Source organism: Xanthomonas bromi (assembly GCF_900092025.1).
Lineage (GTDB): Bacteria > Pseudomonadota > Gammaproteobacteria > Xanthomonadales > Xanthomonadaceae > Xanthomonas > Xanthomonas bromi.
Genome location: NZ_FLTX01000025.1, coordinates 1 through 20,457, shown reverse-complemented (window position 1 = coordinate 20,457; position 20,457 = coordinate 1). Strand labels below are relative to the sequence as shown.

Annotated in this window: 17 protein-coding genes; 7 read left to right on the top strand and 10 right to left on the bottom strand. The window is 63.5% G+C overall.

The window, feature by feature from the left end:
• Positions 1 to 86: 86 nt before the first annotated feature.
• The 7 genes from XBLMG947_RS08505 to XBLMG947_RS08475 all read right to left on the bottom strand — a co-directional run bounded on the left by XBLMG947_RS08505 (position 87) and on the right by XBLMG947_RS08475 (position 12,040).
• Entirely contained in the window at positions 87 to 698 is a 612-nt protein-coding gene (locus XBLMG947_RS08505) for a response regulator transcription factor (RefSeq protein WP_065467726.1), read from the bottom strand.
• Positions 695 to 1,717: a sensor histidine kinase gene (locus tag XBLMG947_RS08500; protein WP_065467908.1), complete on the bottom strand. Its 1,023-nt coding sequence runs from the start codon at positions 1,715 to 1,717 to the stop codon at positions 695 to 697. The genes XBLMG947_RS08505 and XBLMG947_RS08500 overlap by 4 nt, the downstream gene beginning before the upstream one ends.
• 118 nt (positions 1,718 to 1,835) lie before the next feature.
• Positions 1,836 to 3,320 carry an efflux transporter outer membrane subunit gene (locus XBLMG947_RS08495; RefSeq protein ID WP_065467724.1) on the bottom strand — a complete coding sequence of 495 codons (1,485 nt, stop codon included), beginning with the start codon at positions 3,318 to 3,320 and terminating at the stop codon, positions 1,836 to 1,838.
• Positions 3,317 to 6,409 (bottom strand): efflux RND transporter permease subunit, encoded by a 3,093-nt coding sequence (locus XBLMG947_RS08490; RefSeq protein WP_065467722.1) that lies wholly within the window; start codon positions 6,407 to 6,409, stop codon positions 3,317 to 3,319. The genes XBLMG947_RS08495 and XBLMG947_RS08490 overlap by 4 nt, the downstream gene beginning before the upstream one ends.
• The gene (locus XBLMG947_RS08485) at positions 6,402 to 7,517 is read right to left on the bottom strand and encodes an efflux RND transporter periplasmic adaptor subunit (RefSeq protein ID WP_065467719.1); all 1,116 of its coding nucleotides are present in this window, start codon (positions 7,515 to 7,517) and stop codon (positions 6,402 to 6,404) included. The genes XBLMG947_RS08490 and XBLMG947_RS08485 overlap by 8 nt, the downstream gene beginning before the upstream one ends.
• Positions 7,518 to 8,000: 483 nt before the next feature.
• The gene (locus tag XBLMG947_RS08480; protein ID WP_065467717.1) at positions 8,001 to 10,748 is read right to left on the bottom strand and encodes a S8 family serine peptidase; all 2,748 of its coding nucleotides are present in this window, start codon (positions 10,746 to 10,748) and stop codon (positions 8,001 to 8,003) included.
• 965 nt (positions 10,749 to 11,713) lie between these two features.
• Complete coding sequence (locus tag XBLMG947_RS08475; protein ID WP_065467715.1) at positions 11,714 to 12,040, bottom strand: serine hydrolase; 327 nt, start codon at positions 12,038 to 12,040, stop codon at positions 11,714 to 11,716.
• Between the two features lie 355 nt (positions 12,041 to 12,395).
• Between XBLMG947_RS08475 and XBLMG947_RS08470 the strand changes: the two genes are divergently transcribed.
• The 3 genes from XBLMG947_RS08470 (at position 12,396) to XBLMG947_RS08460 (ending at position 15,402) form a co-directional block, all read left to right on the top strand.
• The gene (locus XBLMG947_RS08470; RefSeq protein WP_065467713.1) at positions 12,396 to 12,812 is read left to right on the top strand and encodes a hypothetical protein; all 417 of its coding nucleotides are present in this window, start codon (positions 12,396 to 12,398) and stop codon (positions 12,810 to 12,812) included.
• Entirely contained in the window at positions 12,809 to 14,122 is a 1,314-nt protein-coding gene (locus XBLMG947_RS08465) for a PQQ-dependent sugar dehydrogenase (RefSeq protein ID WP_065467711.1), read from the top strand. The genes XBLMG947_RS08470 and XBLMG947_RS08465 overlap by 4 nt, the downstream gene beginning before the upstream one ends.
• Positions 14,123 to 14,367: 245 nt before the next feature.
• Positions 14,368 to 15,402, top strand: a complete 1,035-nt coding sequence (locus XBLMG947_RS08460) for a Gfo/Idh/MocA family protein (RefSeq protein WP_065467906.1) — start codon at positions 14,368 to 14,370, stop codon at positions 15,400 to 15,402.
• Positions 15,403 to 15,740: 338 nt separating this feature from the next.
• On the opposite strand, the gene XBLMG947_RS08455 is transcribed toward XBLMG947_RS08460, so the two are convergent.
• Entirely contained in the window at positions 15,741 to 16,016 is a 276-nt protein-coding gene (locus XBLMG947_RS08455) for a hypothetical protein (protein ID WP_065467709.1), read from the bottom strand.
• Between the two features lie 135 nt (positions 16,017 to 16,151).
• The gene (locus XBLMG947_RS08450) at positions 16,152 to 16,577 is read right to left on the bottom strand and encodes a YqaA family protein (RefSeq protein ID WP_065467904.1); all 426 of its coding nucleotides are present in this window, start codon (positions 16,575 to 16,577) and stop codon (positions 16,152 to 16,154) included.
• A gap of 1,064 nt (positions 16,578 to 17,641) precedes the next feature.
• On the opposite strand from XBLMG947_RS08450, the gene XBLMG947_RS08445 reads away from it, so the two are divergent.
• The 4 genes from XBLMG947_RS08445 to XBLMG947_RS08430 are packed head-to-tail and all read left to right on the top strand — an operon-like array spanning position 17,642 to position 20,170.
• Positions 17,642 to 18,160 carry an acyl-CoA dehydrogenase family protein gene (locus XBLMG947_RS08445; RefSeq protein WP_065467902.1) on the top strand — a complete coding sequence of 173 codons (519 nt, stop codon included), beginning with the start codon at positions 17,642 to 17,644 and terminating at the stop codon, positions 18,158 to 18,160.
• Entirely contained in the window at positions 18,148 to 18,906 is a 759-nt protein-coding gene (locus tag XBLMG947_RS08440) for a PIG-L deacetylase family protein (RefSeq protein WP_065467707.1), read from the top strand. The genes XBLMG947_RS08445 and XBLMG947_RS08440 overlap by 13 nt, the downstream gene beginning before the upstream one ends.
• Positions 18,903 to 19,505, top strand: a complete 603-nt coding sequence (locus tag XBLMG947_RS08435; RefSeq protein ID WP_065467705.1) for an SAM-dependent methyltransferase — start codon at positions 18,903 to 18,905, stop codon at positions 19,503 to 19,505. The genes XBLMG947_RS08440 and XBLMG947_RS08435 overlap by 4 nt, the downstream gene beginning before the upstream one ends.
• Positions 19,502 to 20,170, top strand: a complete 669-nt coding sequence (locus XBLMG947_RS08430) for a glycosyltransferase family 2 protein (protein WP_065467703.1) — start codon at positions 19,502 to 19,504, stop codon at positions 20,168 to 20,170. The genes XBLMG947_RS08435 and XBLMG947_RS08430 overlap by 4 nt, the downstream gene beginning before the upstream one ends.
• 78 nt (positions 20,171 to 20,248) lie before the next feature.
• Here XBLMG947_RS08430 and XBLMG947_RS23360 read toward each other — a convergent pair.
• Positions 20,249 to 20,457: hypothetical protein (locus tag XBLMG947_RS23360; RefSeq protein WP_209437471.1), on the bottom strand; the 209-nt coding region annotated here is incomplete at its 5' end.

Below are 20,457 nucleotides of genomic sequence, written 5' to 3'. Positions count from 1 at the left end.
CGTCACTGCGGCTGCCATCAGCCGATGGCGCATGCGCTGGCATGCAACACAGCAAGCACCCCGCGCGACCCGTCGCGCAGCGCGCCTCACAGCCCGATGCGTTCCGCCAGACGCACCAGCTCGGCCAGCGAGCCGGCCTGCATCTTGCGCATGGCCTGCCCACGCCGCACTTTTACGGTGATCTCGCTGAGGTGCAAGCGCGCGGCCACCTGCTTGTTCAACAGGCCTTGCACCACCAGCCGCGTCACATCCTGCTCGCCGCTGCTCAGCGACTCCCAACGTGCACGCAATTCGGCAGCAACCGCATCGCTCTGACGGCGCGCACGGTCGCGGCGGATCCCGTCCTGAATTGCATCCAGCAGGGCCTGATCGCGGAATGGCTTGGTCAGGAACTCGATCGCGCCGTTCTTCATCGCTTCCACGCCCATCGCAATATCGCCATGACCGGTGATGAAGATGGTCGGCAGTGCAACGCCGGATTCGACCATGCGCCTGTGGAATTCCATCCCGCTCTGGCCTGGCATGCGGATGTCGAGCACCAGGCAAGCGGGGGCATCCTGTCGCCCATGCGCCAGGAATTGATCGGTGGAGCCGAACGCATAGACCTGTAGCCCGACCGAGGCGAACAGATCTTCCAATGCGGCGCGCATCGAGGCATCGTCGTCGATGAGATACACCACCGGAGCCATCTCGCTCATTGCCTGCGCTCCGCCGCGGCCAAGGGCAGGCGCAGACCGAAGCGCGCACCGCGCGTGCCGGCCGGTTCGGCCCAGATCTGGCCGCCGTTGGCTTCCATGATGGTGCGGCTGATGCTCAAGCCAATGCCCATTCCATCGTCCTTGGTGCTCCAGAATGCTTCGAAGACATGCGCCAGTGCGTCGTCGGACAAACCCGGGCCGGTATCGTCGATGCACAGGCACGCCCACGCGCCATCGGGGTGCGAGCGCACGCGAATGCTGCGCGCCTCATCCGGCAGAGTGGCCAGCGCCTCCACCGCGTTGAGCAGCAGATTGCCGATCACCTGTTGAATCTGCACACCATCGGCCAGCACCGCAGGCAGGGCAGGGTCCAGTTCCAGCGACAACGCAATTGCATGGCGCTCGGTCTCGCCACGGGTCAGCGCAATCATGTCGAGCACGGTACGGTTCAAATCCAGCGGCTGGCGCTGGCTCGCCTCGCCGCGCGCCAGCGCGCGCATGCGCGCGATGATGGCGCTGGCGCGACCGGCATCGGCGAGCATGCGTTCCAGTGCGGCATCGGCTTTGGCCAGGTTGGGCGGTTGTTGCGCCAACCAGCGCTGGCAGGCGTTGCCGCTGGTCACGATGGCCGCCAACGGCTGATTGACTTCGTGCGCGATCGACGCGGCCAGCCCGCCCATGCTGCCACTGCGGGTCAGCCGCAGCAGCCGCGCTTGCGCGGCATGTGCGCTGGCCTTGGCCGCTTCCATCTGCACCGCCAGGTACGTGGTGATCGCAACCACCACCGCGCTGATGCAGGAATTGATCACGCCCACGCGGTAGCTGCCAGCCGGGGTGAGATGGAAGCTGAGCACGATCAGCGCAATGCAGGTCGCCGCCAACGCCACCACGCCCGCGCGCGTGAGCAGGCGCACCGACAGCAGCACCACCAGGGTATAGAACAAGGCCGCAGCCACCGCGTAGTCGGTGAAGGTGTCGGCCACGAAGATCACCGCCATGCCGGCAACCAGCCCGACCATGCCAAGCAGGTCGGTGCGTGTCGGCGGCGAGCGGAACAGAGAGGTCATGCGCATGGCGACGATTGTCTCAGCTGAGAGCGCCTTGTTCGCAAAACGGGCGCTGGATACAGCGCTTGATTCATGGTGCCGCGGCCTGGGGTGTCTGTGCCGATGGCGACCACCACGGCCCGCCACCCAGGGCCTGATACAGCGCCACGGTGTCGGTGTAGCGTGCGGCTTGTGCCTGCACCGTGGCCGCCTGCGTGCTTTGGTAGGCCTGCTGCGCCTGCAGCAGATCGGCCATTCCCACCGCGCCTGCCGCCTGTTGACGTTGCACCACCGCCAGCGTGCGCTCCGCCAGCGCCTGCGCATCGGCAGATGCACGCAGGCTTTGCACGTCGCTCTGCAGCGCGGTGAGTGCATTGGAGACCTCGCCAAACGCGTTCAACACCACACTGCGGTATTGCGCCATGGCCTGCGCGTAGCCCGCTTCGGCCGCCCGTTGCTGATGCGCAAGCGCACCGCCATGGAACAGCGGCTGCAGCAGGGTGCCGGCCAGCGACCATTGCGTATTACGGGCAGCGAACATGCGGCCGACACTGGTCGCAGAGCCGCCGCTGGCCGCGCTCAGGGTGATGGAGGGCAAGCGCGCCGCCGCCGCCACGCCGATCAGCGCGCTGGCAGCATGCGCTTGCGCTTCGGCGGCGCGGATATCCGGCCGGCGGTCGACCAGCCGTGACGGCAGCGATAACGGCAGTTGCGCCGGAAGCTGCAGCGTGTCCAGCGTCAATGCCGCATCAGCGGCGTCGCTGGGCAAGTGCCCACCCAGAATCGCCAGCAGGGTGCGTTGTTGTTCCAGCTGTTTTTCCAGTCCAGGTATCGCGGCCTGTGTCTGCGCCAAGGCCGTGCGTTGGGCCAGCACCTGCGCTGCACCGATGGCGCCGAGCGTCTGCTGCCGTTCGGTGAGCGTGCATAGCTGTTCGGCGATGGCGACCTGCGCGCGTGCAGCATCCAGTTGCGCGCGTATGGAGGCTTCGCCAATGGCCGCGTTGACCACGTTTGCCGTAAGACTCAGATACGCCGCATCGCGCTGATCGCGCTGCGCTTGTGCCTGCGCACCCACCGCTTCCACTTGCCGCCGCGTGCTGCCAAACACGTCCAGCGTATAACTCACGCTGAGCTGTGCAGTGCGTAGCGCATAGGGCGTGTCGATGCCGGCATCCGGCGCCGGAACCACCGAGTCGCGCTGCCGGCTGGCATCCACACGCAGATCTGCTTGCGGCAGCCAGGCACCGCGTTGCGCGGCCAGCGTCTGTTGCGCCTGCCGCAGTGCCGCATCGGCAGCCTGCAGGTCAGGATTGGCACGCAATGCACGCTCCACCACAGCATTCAGTTGCGGCGAGCCGAATGCGCGCCACCAGGCGGCCGGCACCTCCTGCCCGGGTGCGAACTGTTGCGCACCACCATGCGCTACGTCGGCGGCTGCGGTCGCTGCAGGCAGGGCGTTGGCGGTGTAGCGGTCGGTAGCGGGCGGAGCGGGGCGCTGAAAGTCCGGCCCCACTGCGCAGGCGGCGAGCGACACCGCCACTGCACCTGCGAGCAAAGCGCTGCGAACGTGTCTCATGCGGTTGTCTCCTGGCGGCCCCGACGCGTTGCGACGAAGGCTTCCATCAGGTAGTACAGCGATGGCAACAACACCAGCGTGAGCACCGTGGCGGTGACCAACCCGCCAACCACCACCGTGGCCAACGGGCGTTGCACATCGCTGCCCAGGCCGGTGGCGAGCATCGCCGGTGCCAGGCCAAGTGCTGCCACCGTCGCGGTCATCAGCACCGGACGCATGCGGCTCACCGCGCCGGCCACCACCGCCTCGCGCAATGCCATGCCGGCGTCCTGACGCAATCGGTTGATCTGCGCCAGCATCAGCACCGCGTTCAAGACCGCCACGCCGAACAAGGCGATGAAGCCCACCGCACTGGAGACGTTGAGCGTCATCCCGCGTAAGTGCAATGCGGCCAGCCCACCGATCATGGCCAGCGGCACGGCGGCCAGCACCAATGTTGGCTGGCGCAGGTTGCCGAACGCGCCGAACAACAGCACGAACATGATGCACAAGGTGGTCGGCAGCACCACCAGCAAGCGGGCCTGGGCACGCTGCAGGTTTTCGAACTGGCCGCCCCACACCAACTGCATGTGTTGCGGGTCGAGGCGCACCTGCCGCGCGAGCGTGGCCTGCGCATCGCTCAGGAAACTGGACAGATCGCGCCCGCGCACGTTGAGCCGCACGATGATGTTGCGCCTCCCCATCTCACGCACGATCACGCTCTGACCGCTGGTGGTCTCGATGCTGGCCACTGCCGATAGCGGTAGCTCGGCACCGGTGGCAGTACGCAAGCGCAACGCACCGATCGCCTGCGGATCGTTGCGATACCGTTGCGGAAAGCGCACGGTGAGGTCGTAGCTCTTCTCGCCGAGATACATCTGCCCGATCGGGCTGCCGCCGATGCCGGTGGAAATCAGGTCCGACACATCGGCCGCGTTGATGCCATAGCGTGCCGCCGCCTCGCGGTCGAAACGTACCTGCAGGTTGGGCAAGGGCGGCTCCACATCCACGGCGATGTCCGCAGCTCCCGGGACCTTGTGCAAGGCTGCGGCCACCTGGTCGGCAACGCCACGTACCTGCTGCAGATCGTCGCCGAACACCTTGACGGTCAGATCGCTGTGCGCGCCGGAGAGCTTGTCCTGCACGCCGTCGATCATCGGTTGCATCATGCTGACCGTGTAGCCTGGCATCTGTGCATAGCGCGCGCCGAGCGCAGCGATCAGCGCCTGCTTGTCCATGCCCGATGGCCACTGCCTGTACGGGCGCAGGCCGACGCTCGCTTCGATGTGCGAAGGCGTCCAGTAGTCGGTGCCATCGTCGTTGCGCCCGGTCTGGGTTACCACGTACGACACCTCGGGAAATTCCAGCGTGGCCTTGCGCAAGGCGTTGGCCATGCTCGCCGCCTTGTCCAGGGTGATGCCTGGCGGCATCTGTACCTGCAGCCACAGCGAGCCTTCATCGATATACGGCAGGAAATCGCGACCAATGCTGCCACCCAGCACCGCCAGCACGCACAACGCCAGCGCAGCACAGGCCAACAACCAGCCGCGACGGCCAACGCTACGCTCCAGCAATGCGCGGTAGCGCTGCCCCAGTGTTTCCAATACGCGGTTGTGCAGCATCTTGCGTGGCTTGCGGAACGCCAGCCACGCCAGGGCGGGAATCAGGGTCAATGCCACCAACAACGCACCGATCAGCGCCGCGCCCACCGCGTAGGCCATCGGCGAAAACAGCTTGTACTCGATACGCTCGAACGCCAGCAGCGGCAGATAGGCACACCCGATCACCGCCATGCCGAAGAAGATCGGCCGCGCCACGTGCAAGGTGGCGTCGATCGCATCGTGCGCGGTCAACGCACGTTCGCTGTTTTCTTCGCGCAGGCGCAGGACGTTTTCCACCAGCACCACCGCGCCATCGACCAGGATGCCGAAGTCGATCGCGCCCAAGGACAGCAGATTGGCCGGAATCTTGAGGTGGTGCATGAAGATGAAGGCGATCAACAGCGACAGCGGGATGGTCAGCGACACGATTGCCGCCGCGCGCGGGCTGCCGAGGAAAATCAACAGCACCACGCACACCAACAGCATGCCTTCGGTGAGCGTGGCGCTGACCGTGTGCAGCGTGGCGTCGATCAACGCGGTGCGATCCAGATACGGCACCACCTTGACGTCCTTGGGCAACACGCTGTCGTTGAGCTCCTGCACCGCGCTGTGGAGGCCTTGCAGCGCCACCGAGGGGTTGCTGTCCTTGAGCAGCAGCGCGATCCCTTCGATGGTGTCCGGGTTGCTGTCCTTGCCCAGGATGCCGCGCCGCTCCACATTGTCGTAGCGCACCTCGCCCAGGTCCTTGACCAGCACCGGCACGCCATTGCTGCTGCTCACCACCACGTTGCCGATGTCCTGCAACGAGTGCAGCAGGCCGATGCCGCGGATCACGTAACTCTGCTCGCCGCGATCCATCACGCTGCCACCGCCGTCGGCGTTGTTACTGGTGATGGCGCTCTTGACCTGCTGCAACGACAGCCCGTAACGGGTCAGGCGATCCGGTTCCAGCGCCAGGGAAAACTGCGTGGTGAGACCGCCGAAGTTGGTGACATCGGCCACGCCTGGCACCTTCTGCAGGCGCGGAATCACCGTCCAGAATTGCAGGTCCGACAGCTCGCGCAAGCTGCGGGTTTTCGATTCCAACGTGTAGCGATAGATCTCGCCGGTGGGGGAGGTATACGGGTCGAGCCCGGGAATCGCGCCATAGGGCAGGGTGACCGCCTGTATGCGTTCCAGCACGCGCTGACGCGCGAAGTAACCTTCCGTCCCGTCATCGAAGACCAACGTGATCAACGAAAGAGCGAACAGACTGCGCGAGCGCAGCACATGCAGGCCAGGCGTGCCCATCAACGCACGTTCCAGCGGCACGGTGATCTGCTGTTCCACTTCCTCCGCACCCAGGCCCGGTACCTGCGTGACCACTTGCGAAGTGACATCTGCGATATCCGGATAGGCTTCGACCGGCAGCTGCTTCCAGCTCCATGCACCGTATAACGCCACCAGTGCGAAGACCAGCCAGACGATGCCACGACGCTGAAAGCAGGTGGTGATGATCGACTCAATCATTGAGCAAGGCTCCGTCCTTGATCAACACACGCTCGCCTGCCTTTAAGCCGGACAGGATCTCGGTATACCCATCCAGCGCACGGCCGGTGGCCACGATGCGCGAGCGATAAACGAACGGCGCGGTTTCGACAAATACCCGCGTATATAGCCCCATCTGCAAAAGCGCGCTGTCGGGAACCATCAACGCCTGCTGTGGACGCGATTGAAACTGGGCGCGTGCGAACATGCCGGGCTTGAGCAGGCCTTCGCGGTTAGTCAACGCCACCCTGACCTTCAACGTGCGGGTGGTGGGATCGAGCAAATCGTCCAGGTGTTGCACCTGCCCGGCGAAGCGTTGGCCTGGATAGGTATCCAGGCTGGCAATGACCGGCTGCCCTTCGAAGACCTGGCCGATCTCGCGCTCTGGCACGCTGGAGGTCAGCCAGACCTGCGAGATATCGGCCACCGTCATCAACGGTGCGGTGGTGTCGTTCCAGAAGCCGCCCGGCGCGGCATTCAGCTCCACCACGCGGCCGGCAATGGGTGCACGCAATGCATAGCGGCGATGCGAGGCGGCTTGCGCGGCCACATCCAGCTGGGCAAGCCGATCGCTGGCTGCACGCGCCTCGTTCTGCGCACTGTCGAAGACCTGCTGCGCTGCCTGCAGATCACGTTCGGCTGAAATGCTGTCTGCGGTTAGTGCCTTCTGGCGGGCAAGTTCCAGACGCGCTTGTTGCAGCGTTGCGTTCGCCTTGCCGGCCTCGCTGTAGGCACTGGCAAGTTCGGCCGAATCGAGCACGCATAGCACATCGCCGGCACGCACCGTGTCGCCCAGGGTCTTGGGCAATGCGACAACGCGCCCGGCCAGGGGCGGCGTCACCCGCACCAGCCGCTCGGGCAACACCTCGATCACTGCCGGCATCTGCAGCGGCGGGGCGATGGTCTGGCTGCGGACCGCCTGCACGCGCAGGCTCGCACGCAACGGCGAGTGCGCCGGCACGATCACCTGCGTGTTGGTGTGGATCAGCAGCGGCGGTGGAGCAGCCGGCGGCGGCGCGGCACCGCAGCCAGCCAGCAGGCTGCCGACACAGGCAGCTGCCAGCGTAGAACGCAGGAAGAGGGACGACATGCGGTGACTCGAACGGGGGAGAGGGAAGGCGTTGCACACGCGATCAGCGACGCGCGACAGCGGCCGCGGTCGCATTGGCGATTGGAGGCACGCTCGCTGCCGGCAGCGGCGGACATCGGCATCGCACCCATGGCACTCGCCACAGGAGTGAAGTTGCGCGCCTGCCATCGGGGCCGGCGCAGTGACGACGCGTGCTGCAGCCGCGTCGATGGCGTGCATGGTGCCAGCCGTCAGTGCGTGAAACCAGGGGTTTTCAGGCGTTTTCGGCAGTCCATGGACATCGCATCGATATACCTTCGTATCGTCTGCGCGCGGCCGGTGCGCGACACGCCGTGTCAGTCAAGGCATTCCGCAGTTCGGCAGTCGCACGAGACCATCGACGCAAAGGCCCCGGACATGCCGGGGCCTTTCTTTTATCTGTCACACAACAGCGTGCGTGACATCTTCACGTGCGTAGCGTGCAGCACGGCTGCATTGCTGCGATCAGAACTGCCAGCGCAGACCGACGTTGGCATTGATGCTGTTGGCATCGGAACGACTGCGCTCGGCGCCCACGTTGCCATAGATGGAAAACGCATCGTTGAGCTGGTAACGCACGCCAACCGAGGCGCGTAGCGACTGCTTGGACACCGGCTCGCCGGCCACGTTGAACCGCGCTTCCGGTAAGCCGGTGAACCACGCGGAGAAGTCGGAGTTCGGGTTGCCCAGCAGCGAGCGATACGCCACAAGACCATCGAAGCCCCACTTGCCACGCGCCAGATGACCGCGTACGCCCACCTCGCCATACCCTGCGCGCAGGGTGTCGCTGTTCGCGCTCAAGCCCAGACCGGTCACCGACGCCTCGCTGAAGGCATCCTGGGTCTGGCTCACCACACCGGCGGCCACAAACGGCGACAACCCGGCATGCGGCATCAAGCCGAGTTCCGCGCGCGCCGACCAGTTGGTGTCGTGGCGACGGTCCTGCAAGCGCTCGCCGATGCTACCGGCCTGCACAGTGCGTTCGGTCTCGACGTTGCTCATGCCGTACGAACCGATCGCCGACAGATACGCCTTGCCAATCGGCTGGTAGAGGTACGCCGTCATCGCATAACGGTCCGAGCGCAGACGGCTCGAAGACGCCGCGATGTGCGCACGGTCCTGACCAGAGGTCAAAGCCGCACCGACGATGGTGCCGGCGTTGCCCATCGGCAGATCCACGCCGAAGGTGGTCGCCTGCTGGGTGTAATCGGCTGCATCGAAACCGCTGCGACTCAGATCGCCGTCCAGATAGCTGCCCTGCATCCAGGTGGTCAGCGTGGTGGTATCGGCCAGATAGGGCAGGCGGTCGGCAGCCACACGCGCATCGTTGAGTGCGGATTGGAAGCCCAGCGTGCGCTCGATGCCGTGCACCTGGCCGGCCAGCGTCGGCAACGATGCGGCAACCTGCGCATCGGACGCGGCGATCAGCGACCCTGTGGCGCTGATCAGGCCACCCAGGTTGTCGGTGTCGCCCGAGGCGACCCGCGTATCGAGCACCTTGACCAGTGCGTCGATCTGGTTCGCACCATTGACCACCGACTGCGGCGCACCGGCCGCCTGCGCGCTGGCGGCGGAAGCATTGCGGGTCAGGGTGGCGGTGACGGTGGTCGGGTCGTAGGACAGCGCCGCGTTCCAGAAGAAATTATTGGCGTACTGCACGCGGTCGAACGTGCCTTGCAGGACGCCGGCCCTGACGATCTTTTCAGTGCTGCCCACGGTGTAGCCGGCCGCTTCCGGCAGCAACAGCAGATTGCCCTTCAAGCTGGCCTGGCCGGTGACGGTGAGGCCCTTGCCCAGCTCGATGGCAGTGGTACCGGTCGCGTTGACAAGGCTGTAGTTTCCGTTGATGACACCGCCGCGCGCTTCGAAGGTGGCCGAGTTGGCCACCAGAAGATCCGAACGCAGACTGCCGGTGAGCGACAGTACGCCATCGAGAATGGTGGTGCCGCCGGTATAGGTGTTGGTGCCGCTCAGGGTGAGTTTGCCGGTGCCGTTCTTGGTCAGGCTGCCCGCACCGGAGATGTCGTTGCTGAACGTGCTGTCGTACCCGGATGTGACGTTGACTGCCCAGTTGCTTGCGAACTGGCCCGGGCCCTTGATCGCCTTGGCCGCATTGACCAGGCCCCAGCCGTACAGCGCGTCCACGCCTGGGTCGCCCAGGTCGGTGGCGGTGGTCAGCAGGGTCTGTTGCAGGTTGGAGGCGCTCATCCAGGGATACACGCCCAGCACCTGCGCCGCGACACCGCTGACGGCGGCGGTGGAGAACGAGGTGCCGGCGATCTGGCCCTGCAATTCGGTGCCGGCCAGTGCCGGGGCGGTGTAGCTGCCCGGCGCGACCAGGCACCACTGCGCAGCGGCGCCGCAGTGATTGGAATAGCTGGTCAAGCCGGCGGCGTTGCCGGCGCTGTCGATATTGATCGCGCCCACGGCCAGCCAGTTGTTGCGCAAGCTGGCTTCCTGCACCGGCGTTGCGGCCGGGTAGGAGGCTTCCGCCGCGCCTTCGTTACCGGTGGAGGCCACGATCAACGCGTCGGCCTGCACCAGCGGGGTCAGTGCGTACTTCCAGGCCAACGCAGCGTTGGCACTGGCGGCAGCATCCGGATAGGAGGCACCGATGGAGAGGTTGGCGATGCGCACGCCAGCGGCGGCCAGATCCACCGCAGCGCGGCGGGCCTGTTGCGTGCCGCAGGAATTTTCGGCGCAGATGCGCGCATAGAACAGGTCCGCATCCGGCGCGACGCCACCGGCGAAGCCGTCCTGCGCGGAGCCCAGCACCAGCGCGGACACAATCGTGCCATGACCGCGCAAGGCATTGGCCGACGACTCCGGCGTGCCCGGGCTGGCGGTGTAATCGTTGAAGCTGTCGACCTTGCCGCTGATCGGTGCGTAGCTCGGCACCAGATTGTCGTCCAGCACTGCCAGCTTCACACCCTTACCCTTTGCACCGGCTTGCTGCGCCAGATCCGCATTGGTCGGCACCAACAGATTGCTGCCCACACCCTGGTAGCGGGGCGGGGCCGGCGTCGGCGCCGGCGCGGTCTTGGGCAACGGGTCGGCTGCGGGCGGCGGAGTCGTCGGCGACGGCGTCGGAGCCGGTGCAATCACGGTGCTCTGCGGCGGATCGCTACGGACGTTGCCGCCACCGCCACCACCACCACAGGCAGTCAGGACGAGGCAGGAGGCGATGGTGGTTGCGAGCAGCGAGCGATTCATAGGCTTGTCGGTTCCGATCATTGGGCGCGCCGCTATAGCGGATATTCAAAATTTGGCGCAGAGGTCCCCAGCGCTGGCGATGACCAACGCGGGCATTAATTTCACAGGTTATTCACTTTGACTGCCGCACCTCCATCCCCGGGGAGATGCACTTACCGGCCATCCGGAAAATGCATTCGTGCATTGGCCGTGTGCTTGCGAGATTGTTTAACGGCGCTATCCAAAAACTCTAAAACCTGAATGGACAGTTGCTATTCAGAGAAAATCAACCGAAATAGCTGTCGCTGATTTATTCCATAGTCCAAGCGAATGAAAACCGCGCTAGCAGGCCCTACCGCACAATTTTGTCGGAGCGAACTCGACAATAGTGCGTCACAAATCTCGGAGGGCGGCAATCCTAAATGCGACCACAGTAAGGCGGAATAAGGGAAACACATCGCGAATGTCGGTCGATTCCCTCCCCGGTGTAGCGAATTCAAGCGCAAGTTAGCAGCTCTAACGGACTCTGGCGTTTGCTGTCGAATTTATAATCGATTAAATTAAAGTAATTCTGATGTGTGCTAGCTGGCCTGATATTTAAACAGTATATCTGTAAAAATATATAGGGCGTGCTCTAGCGTGGCTAGCCATTGTGCGTAATCCATCGTCTCAAGTGATCTGGATTCACTGGATCCGGCACTTTTCCCGGCACTGGCATCTAGCATTTCAACTCAATGGCATGGCTCCATGTCACCGGGAAAGCCCCGCAGTGGGATCTGGGATTATCCGGTGATCATGGGTATGGATTTAATTCCGACACCCGCAGCGTGGTTTCACGACAGCTGCTCGGCAACTGCGACAGTCATCCGGCTGTGCGCATTGGTGTCCTCGCGCCGTCGCATGCGACGCCGCGATGCTGCTGACATTCTTGTTGCCCGAGGTGTGCGTCAGCAACTGCTGCACCGTGACCTTGGCGAGCGGGCCGTTCAATGTTTGATCTGTGGCGTCCAGACGCAGCTTGCCTGCCTGCACCAGTTGCACATCGCGATGGCGGTGAGTTGTTTGCTGACCGAGGCCAGCCGCAACACCGCATTGGCTTGCATGGCGATGCCTTTTTCGATATCCGCCATGCCATAGGTCTGGCGCAGCAGCACCTGATTGCCGCGCGTCACCAGCACCACACCGCCCGGTCGACTGCCCTTGAAAAACGCATCCGCTTCGCGCACCAGCGCCGCCGTCGCTGATGCCTGCGGCGCTGGCTGCTTTGTGCCAGCCGGACCGGAAATGCGCAGCGCGGTGACCAACACCATCATTGCAACTGTCTTCCTATGTCTGCTCCTCCAGTGGATGAAGCTGAGCCTGCGAAGAGGGCCGCGCTGCGCCCAGCGATGCATCATCTGCGGTCGCGGTAGCCATCGAGCGGTCGTCGGGGCGGATGAGTGGGGCAGCGGGCGAAGATTTACACTGCGCCTGGATGGACATCGCGTGCGATCCAGTGGGAAATCGAACTCGACAGCAAGTGCATGCGTTGCAGTCGTTCGATAAGCACAAGGCACATCCGGTCAAAGTCCTCTGCAAGAACAGGAAGCGCTGAAATATCACGCTCCTCATCACATGCAAGCTGGCAGCATCGGGGCACGTTTCGCCATTACCCCCGATGAGTCCGCTATGAATTTCACGACCGTTTCGGCCCGCCCCTGGGCTATCCACCCGTTCCATGCAGCTGTGCTCGGCGGCGTGTGGCCGTTGTTTCTCGGTGCGCTGCTGAGCGATTACGCCTACTGGAGCAGCTATCAGGTTCAGTGGAGCAATTTTGCGTCCTGGCTGTTAGTGGGCGCGATGGTGCTGACCACGCTTGCGTTGGTGTGCGCCATCGTCGCGCTGGTGCGCGGAAGCCGTCACCTGGTCTACGTCATTGCGCTCGTTGCCGCGTGGGTCGTGGGCTTTTTCGACTGTTTGCATCATGCACGCGACGCATGGGCCGTCATGCCGGCAGCCCTGGCGTTGTCTGCGATTGCGACACTGTTTGCGTTGGTTGCGACCTGGGCGGGAATGTCCGGTCTGCGCGTAGGAAGTGCACGATGAAGCGTCAGACCACCCGTATCCTCGCGGTGTCCATTCTTGCCGCAGGGCTGGCCGCATGCGGCAAAGCACCGGAGTTCAATCAGCGCGGTGCAACACCAGAATTACCCACGCCCGATCGCGGCTTGCTGCCTGACATGACCATCGCCGACCCGACGAGTTGGGGCGAGCGCAAACCGACCGTACCCGCAGGCTATCGCATCACTGCGATCGCCAAAGATCTCGGCATTCCCCGCCAGACGCTGGTGTTGCCCAATGGCGACATTCTGGTGGCGGAAGGCCGTGGCGGCGGTGCGCCCAGCCTCAAGCCAAAGGATGTGATCGCCGGTCCGATCAAGGCCAAGGGCACCTCCAAGGCCAAGAGCGGCAACCGCTTGACCTTGCTACGCGATGCCAATGGCGATGGCACCTACGAATTGAAGACGGTGTTTGCCGACAAGCTCAACGCGCCCTATGGGCTCGCGCTGATCGGCAACGCGCTGTATGTCGCCAATCAGGATGCGTTGGTGCGCTTCGACTATCGCGATGGCCAGACGCAAGCGAGTGGGTCACCCACCAAGGTCACCGAGCTTCCGTCAGCGATCAATCACCATTGGACCAAGGCGCTCACTGCCAGTGCAGATGGCCGCTACCTGTATGTGGCCATCGGCTCCAACAGCAATATCACCGAGCGCGGTATGGCTGTCGAACTCGACCGCGCGCAGATCTGGCAAGTCGATGCCGCAACCGGCGCACACAAGCCGTATGCCACAGGCATCCGCAATCCCACTGCGCTGGCCATCCAGCCAGGCAGTGGCGCATTGTGGGCGGTCGTCAACGAGCGCGATGAAATCGGCCCGAACCTGGTGCCTGACTATTTGACCTCGGTGCGCGAAGGCGGCTTCTACGGCTGGCCGTACAGCTATTGGGGCAAGAACGTGGACACGCGCGTCATGCCGCAAGATCCGCAGAAGGTGGCATCGGCGATCGTGCCGGACTATGCGCTGGGCTCGCATGTCGCCGCACTCGGCGTTGCGTTTTCGTCCAGCGCAATGGGCGCCAAGTTCGCCGACGGCGTGTTCGTCGGCGAGCATGGCAGCTGGAATCGCGACCCGCCGGTTGGGTACAAGGTGGTGTTCGTGCCGTTCCGCGATGGTCGCCCGTCAGGCGACCCGATCGACTTCGTTTCCGGCTTCCACGGTGAAGATGGCAAGACCCGCGGGCGGCCTGTCGGTGTCACGGTAGACCCGCGTGGTGCGCTGATCGTGGCCGACGATCTGGCCAACATCATCTGGCGGATCACGCCAGAGACGTCTGCAGCTGCGCCGCAGTAAGCAGGAACGCGTTACGCAACTTCCGATCCTGGTGCGGCAAGCCCCGGGATCGGAACGACAGTCGGCAACTTAGTCGTTCGCTTGCAGCTGGTCACGACGCTGATTGCGTGCGGTGTCCTGCCTTGAGGTGCAATGCGCTGGATATGGCACGCATCCCTTGTACGCAAAGCATGCGTTATTCGTCGTTATTGCCATCGTCCGTGGTTTGCTAGCATCGCGACATCACCGATGCAGAGCACATGATCATGCTGCCGACGACATTCCCGACGCCGGATCTGTTCCTGCCAGGCCAGGGCGAACCTGCGTTGCGCTGGGGTGTCTTGGGCCCAGGGAACATCGCATCCGCATTCGTCGGTGCCTTGCGTCGCAACACCCATCAACGTCCAGTCGCGGTGGCTTCACGCAGCCGCGCGCGTGCCCAGGAATTCGCCACTGCCTGGTCGATGGAATATGCCTACGACAGCTACGAGGCCCTTGTTTGCAACCCGGACGTCGACATCGTCTACGTTGCGACCCCACACAGCGAGCATCTGGAACATGGTCTGCTGGCGCTGCGCGCAGGCAAGCATGTCCTGATCGAAAAGCCTATGACGACCTGCGCGCAAGATGCTCGCGTGCTGGTACGAGAAGCCCGTGCGCGCGGGCTGTTTCTGATGGAAGCCATGTGGAGCCGTTATTTGCCGCACACCTCGGTGGTGCGCAAGCTACTGGCAGAGGCGGCATTGGGCGACATCCGGCACGTGTTCGCAGACCTGAGCCAGTCGGGCCCGCGCGATCCCTCGCATCGGCAGCGCAACGTTGCACTCGGGGGCGGCGCGCTGCTCGACCTGGGCGTCTATGCCGTGCAGTTTTCCTCGATGATTCTTGGCGCGCCCAGCGCAATCACCGCCGTCGGTGCGCTCACCCAAACCGGTGTCGACGCCTATTCGACCGTGGTGCTGTCGCATGGCGGGCACGCGCAGTCCACCCTCATCAGTTCCATCGTAGCCCGTAGCAACTCGACCGCCTATGTGACCGGTAGCGCCGGCCGCATCGACCTGGCAGGCGACTTTCATAGCCCCACCACGCTGCGTCTGGCCGGCAACGATTCCGCCACCGAACCGCTGCTCTGGACCGACCCGACCGGCCTCGACGGCTATCGCGGGCTCTCCTGGCAAGCCACCGCAGCCGCTCGCTACATCGGCCAAGGATTGACGGAATCGCCGCTGCACCCGCTCGATGAGGTGCTTCGGATCATGGCGACACTGGACGTGGCGCGGTCGCAGCTAGGTGTGGTGTAGCGTCGGTAAGCATCTGCGGCGAAGCGCGAGGCGGGGCGGCCATCTAGCCAGGAACAATGCGCTTTTCACGAGGGCCGCCATCAACCGAAGCGCGCGTGGCAGCCGGATCCCGTCTGTCCTTCTGCACAGCATGCGCTGATCAATTCTGAGAAGGAATGTCCGGCGGCCCACGATCTTGCACGGCGCCGATCAGCGCCAGCGCATTGGAAAAGCATCTTGCGCGGTTGACGCTGATCCAGATCATCAGAAAAGCGCCCCTACCAATGCAGGGGCGCCAGTCTACTCCGATGTTGCAGTGGCTTAGCGCAACGCGCTGCGTTTAACATCGAACGCGCGTGTTACGGCAGATCGCACTTGAGTTTGCCGTCCACGTAATACGGCTTGGGAACATCCGGATTCTTGCTGATCTTCTCGAACACCACTTCAAACGAGCCGAGATCCGGCGTGCCGTTCCGCGATGTGCAGGCCTCTTGCAATTTCTTCTTGACCGCAGCGATACCTGCGTCGCGATTGGCGCCATCGGCGCTATTGGTGAGGTTGGCGACCTCGGCGTAGGCCATGGGGCTCAGCCCCACCAGGCAACCAGCCAGGATCATCGTCTGTAGCTGCTTCATACAGTCTCCTTCGTCGTGTCGCTCATGCGCTGCAGCTACTCTGCAGCCCAAAAGGCATAGCCAGCGCATGTTAAGCGCCCGTGCGCGATGCACTTTGGTGATTTCAGGCCGGACGCTAACTGCCGGATTTGGCTGTCACGAGGCAAGTGCAAGCACCGCCCCTGCAACCACGGCATAGCGTGCGGTCTTGGCAACCACCAGCAGAGGTAGCACGGTACGCAGCGGCTCGCGCATGACCCCGGCGGCAAGCGTGAGCGGGTCGCCGATGACCGGCATCCAGCTCAATAACAGCGACCACTTGCCATATTTGCGGTACCACGCCTGCGCACGCAGCAGGGCATTCGGTTTGATGGGAAACCATCGGCGCCCCTGGAACCGTACCGCCTCGCGTCCGATCCACCAGTTGATCAGCGACCCCAGCACGTTGCCAAGGCTCGCAACCATCACGAGGCCAACAACAGAGCCGCCGTCCAGCAGCAATGCCACCAGCACGGCCTCCGATTGCGCCGGCAGCAGGGTGGCAGCAACCAGCGATACGAAAAAGAGCGAGAGATACGTCAACGGCAACTGGGGAGTCTTGATGGCAGGTGAGCGAATCGTATGCGGGCCAAGCGCTGATCGGGCGGGCGTGTGTTTCATCCCGTCTGGATCAATAGTTCTCAACTGACAATCTGTACATGCTGCGCGCTCAGCACGGCCAGGCGAAGGGTGTGCTGCGGAAGTGCCGGAAACGTCATGAAGCATTTCTATCGTAGACGATGCTTCGCCTGTGCAGTGCAACACCCTGGTAGCGCTTTTTTCATCTTGCTTTATATGGTCACTGCTGGTTATTGCACGCAGATATCGATGGTGTTCTGCAGATTGGTGCGGAATCCAGCGATGCGGTCAGGATAGGGAAACTCGGAAATTGCCTTCCTGGGCGTCTGGGCGGCTTCGAAACCTAAGTGATCAATCGGCAGAGGAATGTGGACGGCTCCGAAGAGCTCCACTGCGCAAGCATTAGGTAAAAATTCTGAGTGCAGGCAGCGTTCGCTTGGCAATCATCTAGCCGCCGCGCTGCGTGAATATAGCGTCGCGTCGATGTGTTCAGCGCATGCGCACGGACTCACCTCGGGTTGACGATACAGCGCCTAAGTTGGCGAATGTCTCAGTCATTCATTGCTAGTGATCAGCTGCCGGGCACGCTTCCACGCTCCACGAATAAAGGACTCGCGCAGCGCATTGGCGAGCACGTGTGCGCGATGCCGCAGCTCCCCAATCCAGGCTCGGGCCAGACGCGTGCCCGTTGGCAGGCGCTGAGCAGAATTGGCGCCGAAAGCCTTCCCGCGGCCAAGGTATTGGAAGCGCACTACGACGCCTTGTCCATTTTCTCCGAGGCCGGAAAGGCCGCGCCGCCGGTAGGCACCGTCTGGGCGGTCTGGGCGGCCGGCGGTCCGAACGATACCGCAGCGTACGACGCGAACTCCTGCAGCGTTTCTGGCGTCAAGCCGTGGTGCAGCGCAGACCTGGCGGTGGTGACGCATGCGCTGGTGACGGTTAACCAAGGCGATCAACGGCCGCTTGCGGCGGTCGCGCTGATGCAGGGCCAGTTCGAACTCGACGCAAGCCAATGGCATGGCCCAGGCATGGTCGGCATTCCTACGGGCAACGGGTTGTTCAAGAACGCGCCTGCTGCATTGCTCGGCGAGCCGGACTTCTATTTGCAGCGCCCGGGCTTCTGGCACGGGGGGGCAGGGATCGCGGCGTGCTGGTACGGCGCCGCAATAGCGATTGCCGAGCATGTCCGCCGCTCGCCTCGGACGACGCACAACCCATTTTCCGCAGCGCACTTGGGTGCCATCGACACGCAGCTGTCGGCGGCACGGCTGATGCTGGAAAACTTGGCCAACACGATCGATGGCGCCCCGACTGAAAGCCATCAGTTCGCGGTCATCCAGCTGCGCAGCCTGATGGATCGCATTTGTCGCGACGTGATCGAACGCGCCGCACTGGCACTGGGCCCTGTTTCGTTGTGTTGCGATGCCGAGCATGCGCAGCGCTGTGCCGACTTGGCAGCCTTCATCCGCCAATCGCATGGCGAAAAGGATCAGCAATGGCTGGGTGAGCAGCTCCACGCACGCGAGGTGAATCCATGGCTGCTTTGAGAGGGGAGCATATCGAAGGGCAGGGCAACACCGAAGCCCAATGGAACGCTTCGCGTCAGTTGAACGCCCTGCCGACGACCACGATCGAACAACTGCTTGGTAATGCGCGCCGGTTGGTGGTGGTGTCCCCGCATCCTGACGACGAGGTACTGGGATGCGGCGGGCTGCTTGCGATGGCGATCGAATCGGGACGCGATGTGCTGATCGCCTCCGTCACAGATGGCGAAGCGGCCTATCGGCACGAAGACGCATGGCCACCAGCGCGGCTCGCTGCCGCGCGTCAGCACGAGCTGCGTGATGCGCTGTCCTGCCTGGGGATTGATTCAGCCAATGTGGTCAGATTGGACATGGGAGATGGTCAAGTGCGTGCAGGCGTGATTGCGCTTGGCGCCCGGCTTGCCGATCTGCTCGAACCAACCGACGCCGTGCTGGTGACCTATGCACGCGATGGGCATCCGGATCACGAGGCATGCGCTGATGCAGCCACGAACGCAGGCGCTTCCTGCGCAGCGCGGCTGATCCAATTTCCGGTCTGGGCATGGCACTGGGACGACCCGGACGCCAGCCGGATGTTGGCATCGGCAACACGGCTTGCGCTTCCTTCTGCTGCTCACGCTGCAAAGATGCGGGCGGTGTCGGCGTTCAAGACGCAGACAGGCCACGTCACGCCAGCGCTGCGCAGTCCCATTCTTCCTGATTGGGCGCTGGCCAGATTTCGGCGCGATTTCGAGGTCTATCTGCCATGAATGCCCAGGCCAACGCCGGCTATTTCGATAATATCTACCAACAGCCGGATCCCTTTGGCTACGCGACGCGTTGGTATGAGACGCGCAAACGCGACATCCTGCTGGCAACCTTGCCCAGAACGACGTTCGCACGTGGATGGGAACTGGGCTGTTCCAATGGCGAGGCCACACGCGGCCTGGCTGCCCGCTGTGACTACTTGCTGGCAACCGACATGTCCGCAGCAGCGGTCGAGCAGGCCAAGCAGCGGGTTGGCGAACGCAGCAATGTCGAAATCCTGCAAGCGTGTCATCCGCAGCAATGGCCGGTCGGCAGTTTCAACCTGATCGTATTGAGTGAGATCGGCTATTACCTTGCCACCGCCGAGCTCGAAGACCTGATCGTGCGCATCCAAAACGCACTTACTGCAGATGGACTTCTGGTGGCCTGTCACTGGAAGCATCCGTTCGAACAGGCGCAACAGGATGGCACCGAGGTCCATGCCTGCATTGCGCGGCTGCTGACGCTTCCTGTGGCGTATCGCTATGACGACAGCGACTTTGTCCTCGAAGCGTGGACGGCACAACCACTATCTGTGGCGCAGCAAGAGGGACTGCGATGATCGCCGTCATCATTCCAGCGCACAACGAAGCCGATTGCATGGCTGCCTGTCTCAGATCGGTCTCCCGTGCCGCCTCGCACCCCGAGTTGGACGAATGGGTGGAAGTCATCGTCGCTGTGGATCGCTGTACGGACGCCACGGCGCAACTGGCATTGGCATTGGGTGCGCGTGTCATCGATGTGCCCATGCCCGGCGGGGTAGGCATCGCCCGCGCTGCGGCTGCGTCCAAGGCCATTGCGTTGGGCGCGGACTGGCTGGCTGTCACCGATGCCGACTCCCGCGTTCCGGCGGATTGGTTGATCGAACAACGCAGGGCAGGCGCCGGTGTGTTTTGCGGCGTGGTGGAAGTGGAGGATTGGCTGGACTACTCCGACGACGTGCGCCGCAGGTTTGAACAGACCGAGCCAACCGGAGAAGGCCACGGCCGCATTCACGGTGCCAACCTGGGCGTTCGCGTGGATTTGTATCAACAGTGCGGCGGCTTTCCTGCGTTGACCTGCAGCGAAGACGTAGCGCTGGTCCGCGCATTGCAAGCCATCAGAGCGCCGATCGCCTGGTCACCACGCTCGGTCGTCTTGACCAGCGCCCGCCGGCACGCACGCGCACTCGGCGGTTTCTCCAGTTTTCTCAAGCAACTGGAAGGCTTGCCGCTAGCGCCAGCATAGGCTTGCTGTGTGCTCAAAACAGCAGGCTCCAACGCGATGATGTTGCTGGTTGCATTGCATTTTTTCCAGCTTGCTCAATCAGCCCTCGAGCGCCAAGACGCTTTGGTGATTGCACAGCGATTGCAGTGAAGCGACGCGCTGCTGCGATACTTCAGGGACGATGACTGTCAAATTTTCCGCTTGCGTTCTAGGGGTAGGGCGCCAGCAGGGCGCATTGACGGGAAAGACGCACCAGCGATTTGCATCGCCGTCTTTGCTAATGAAAAGGCGCGCGGCGCCAGTCTCCG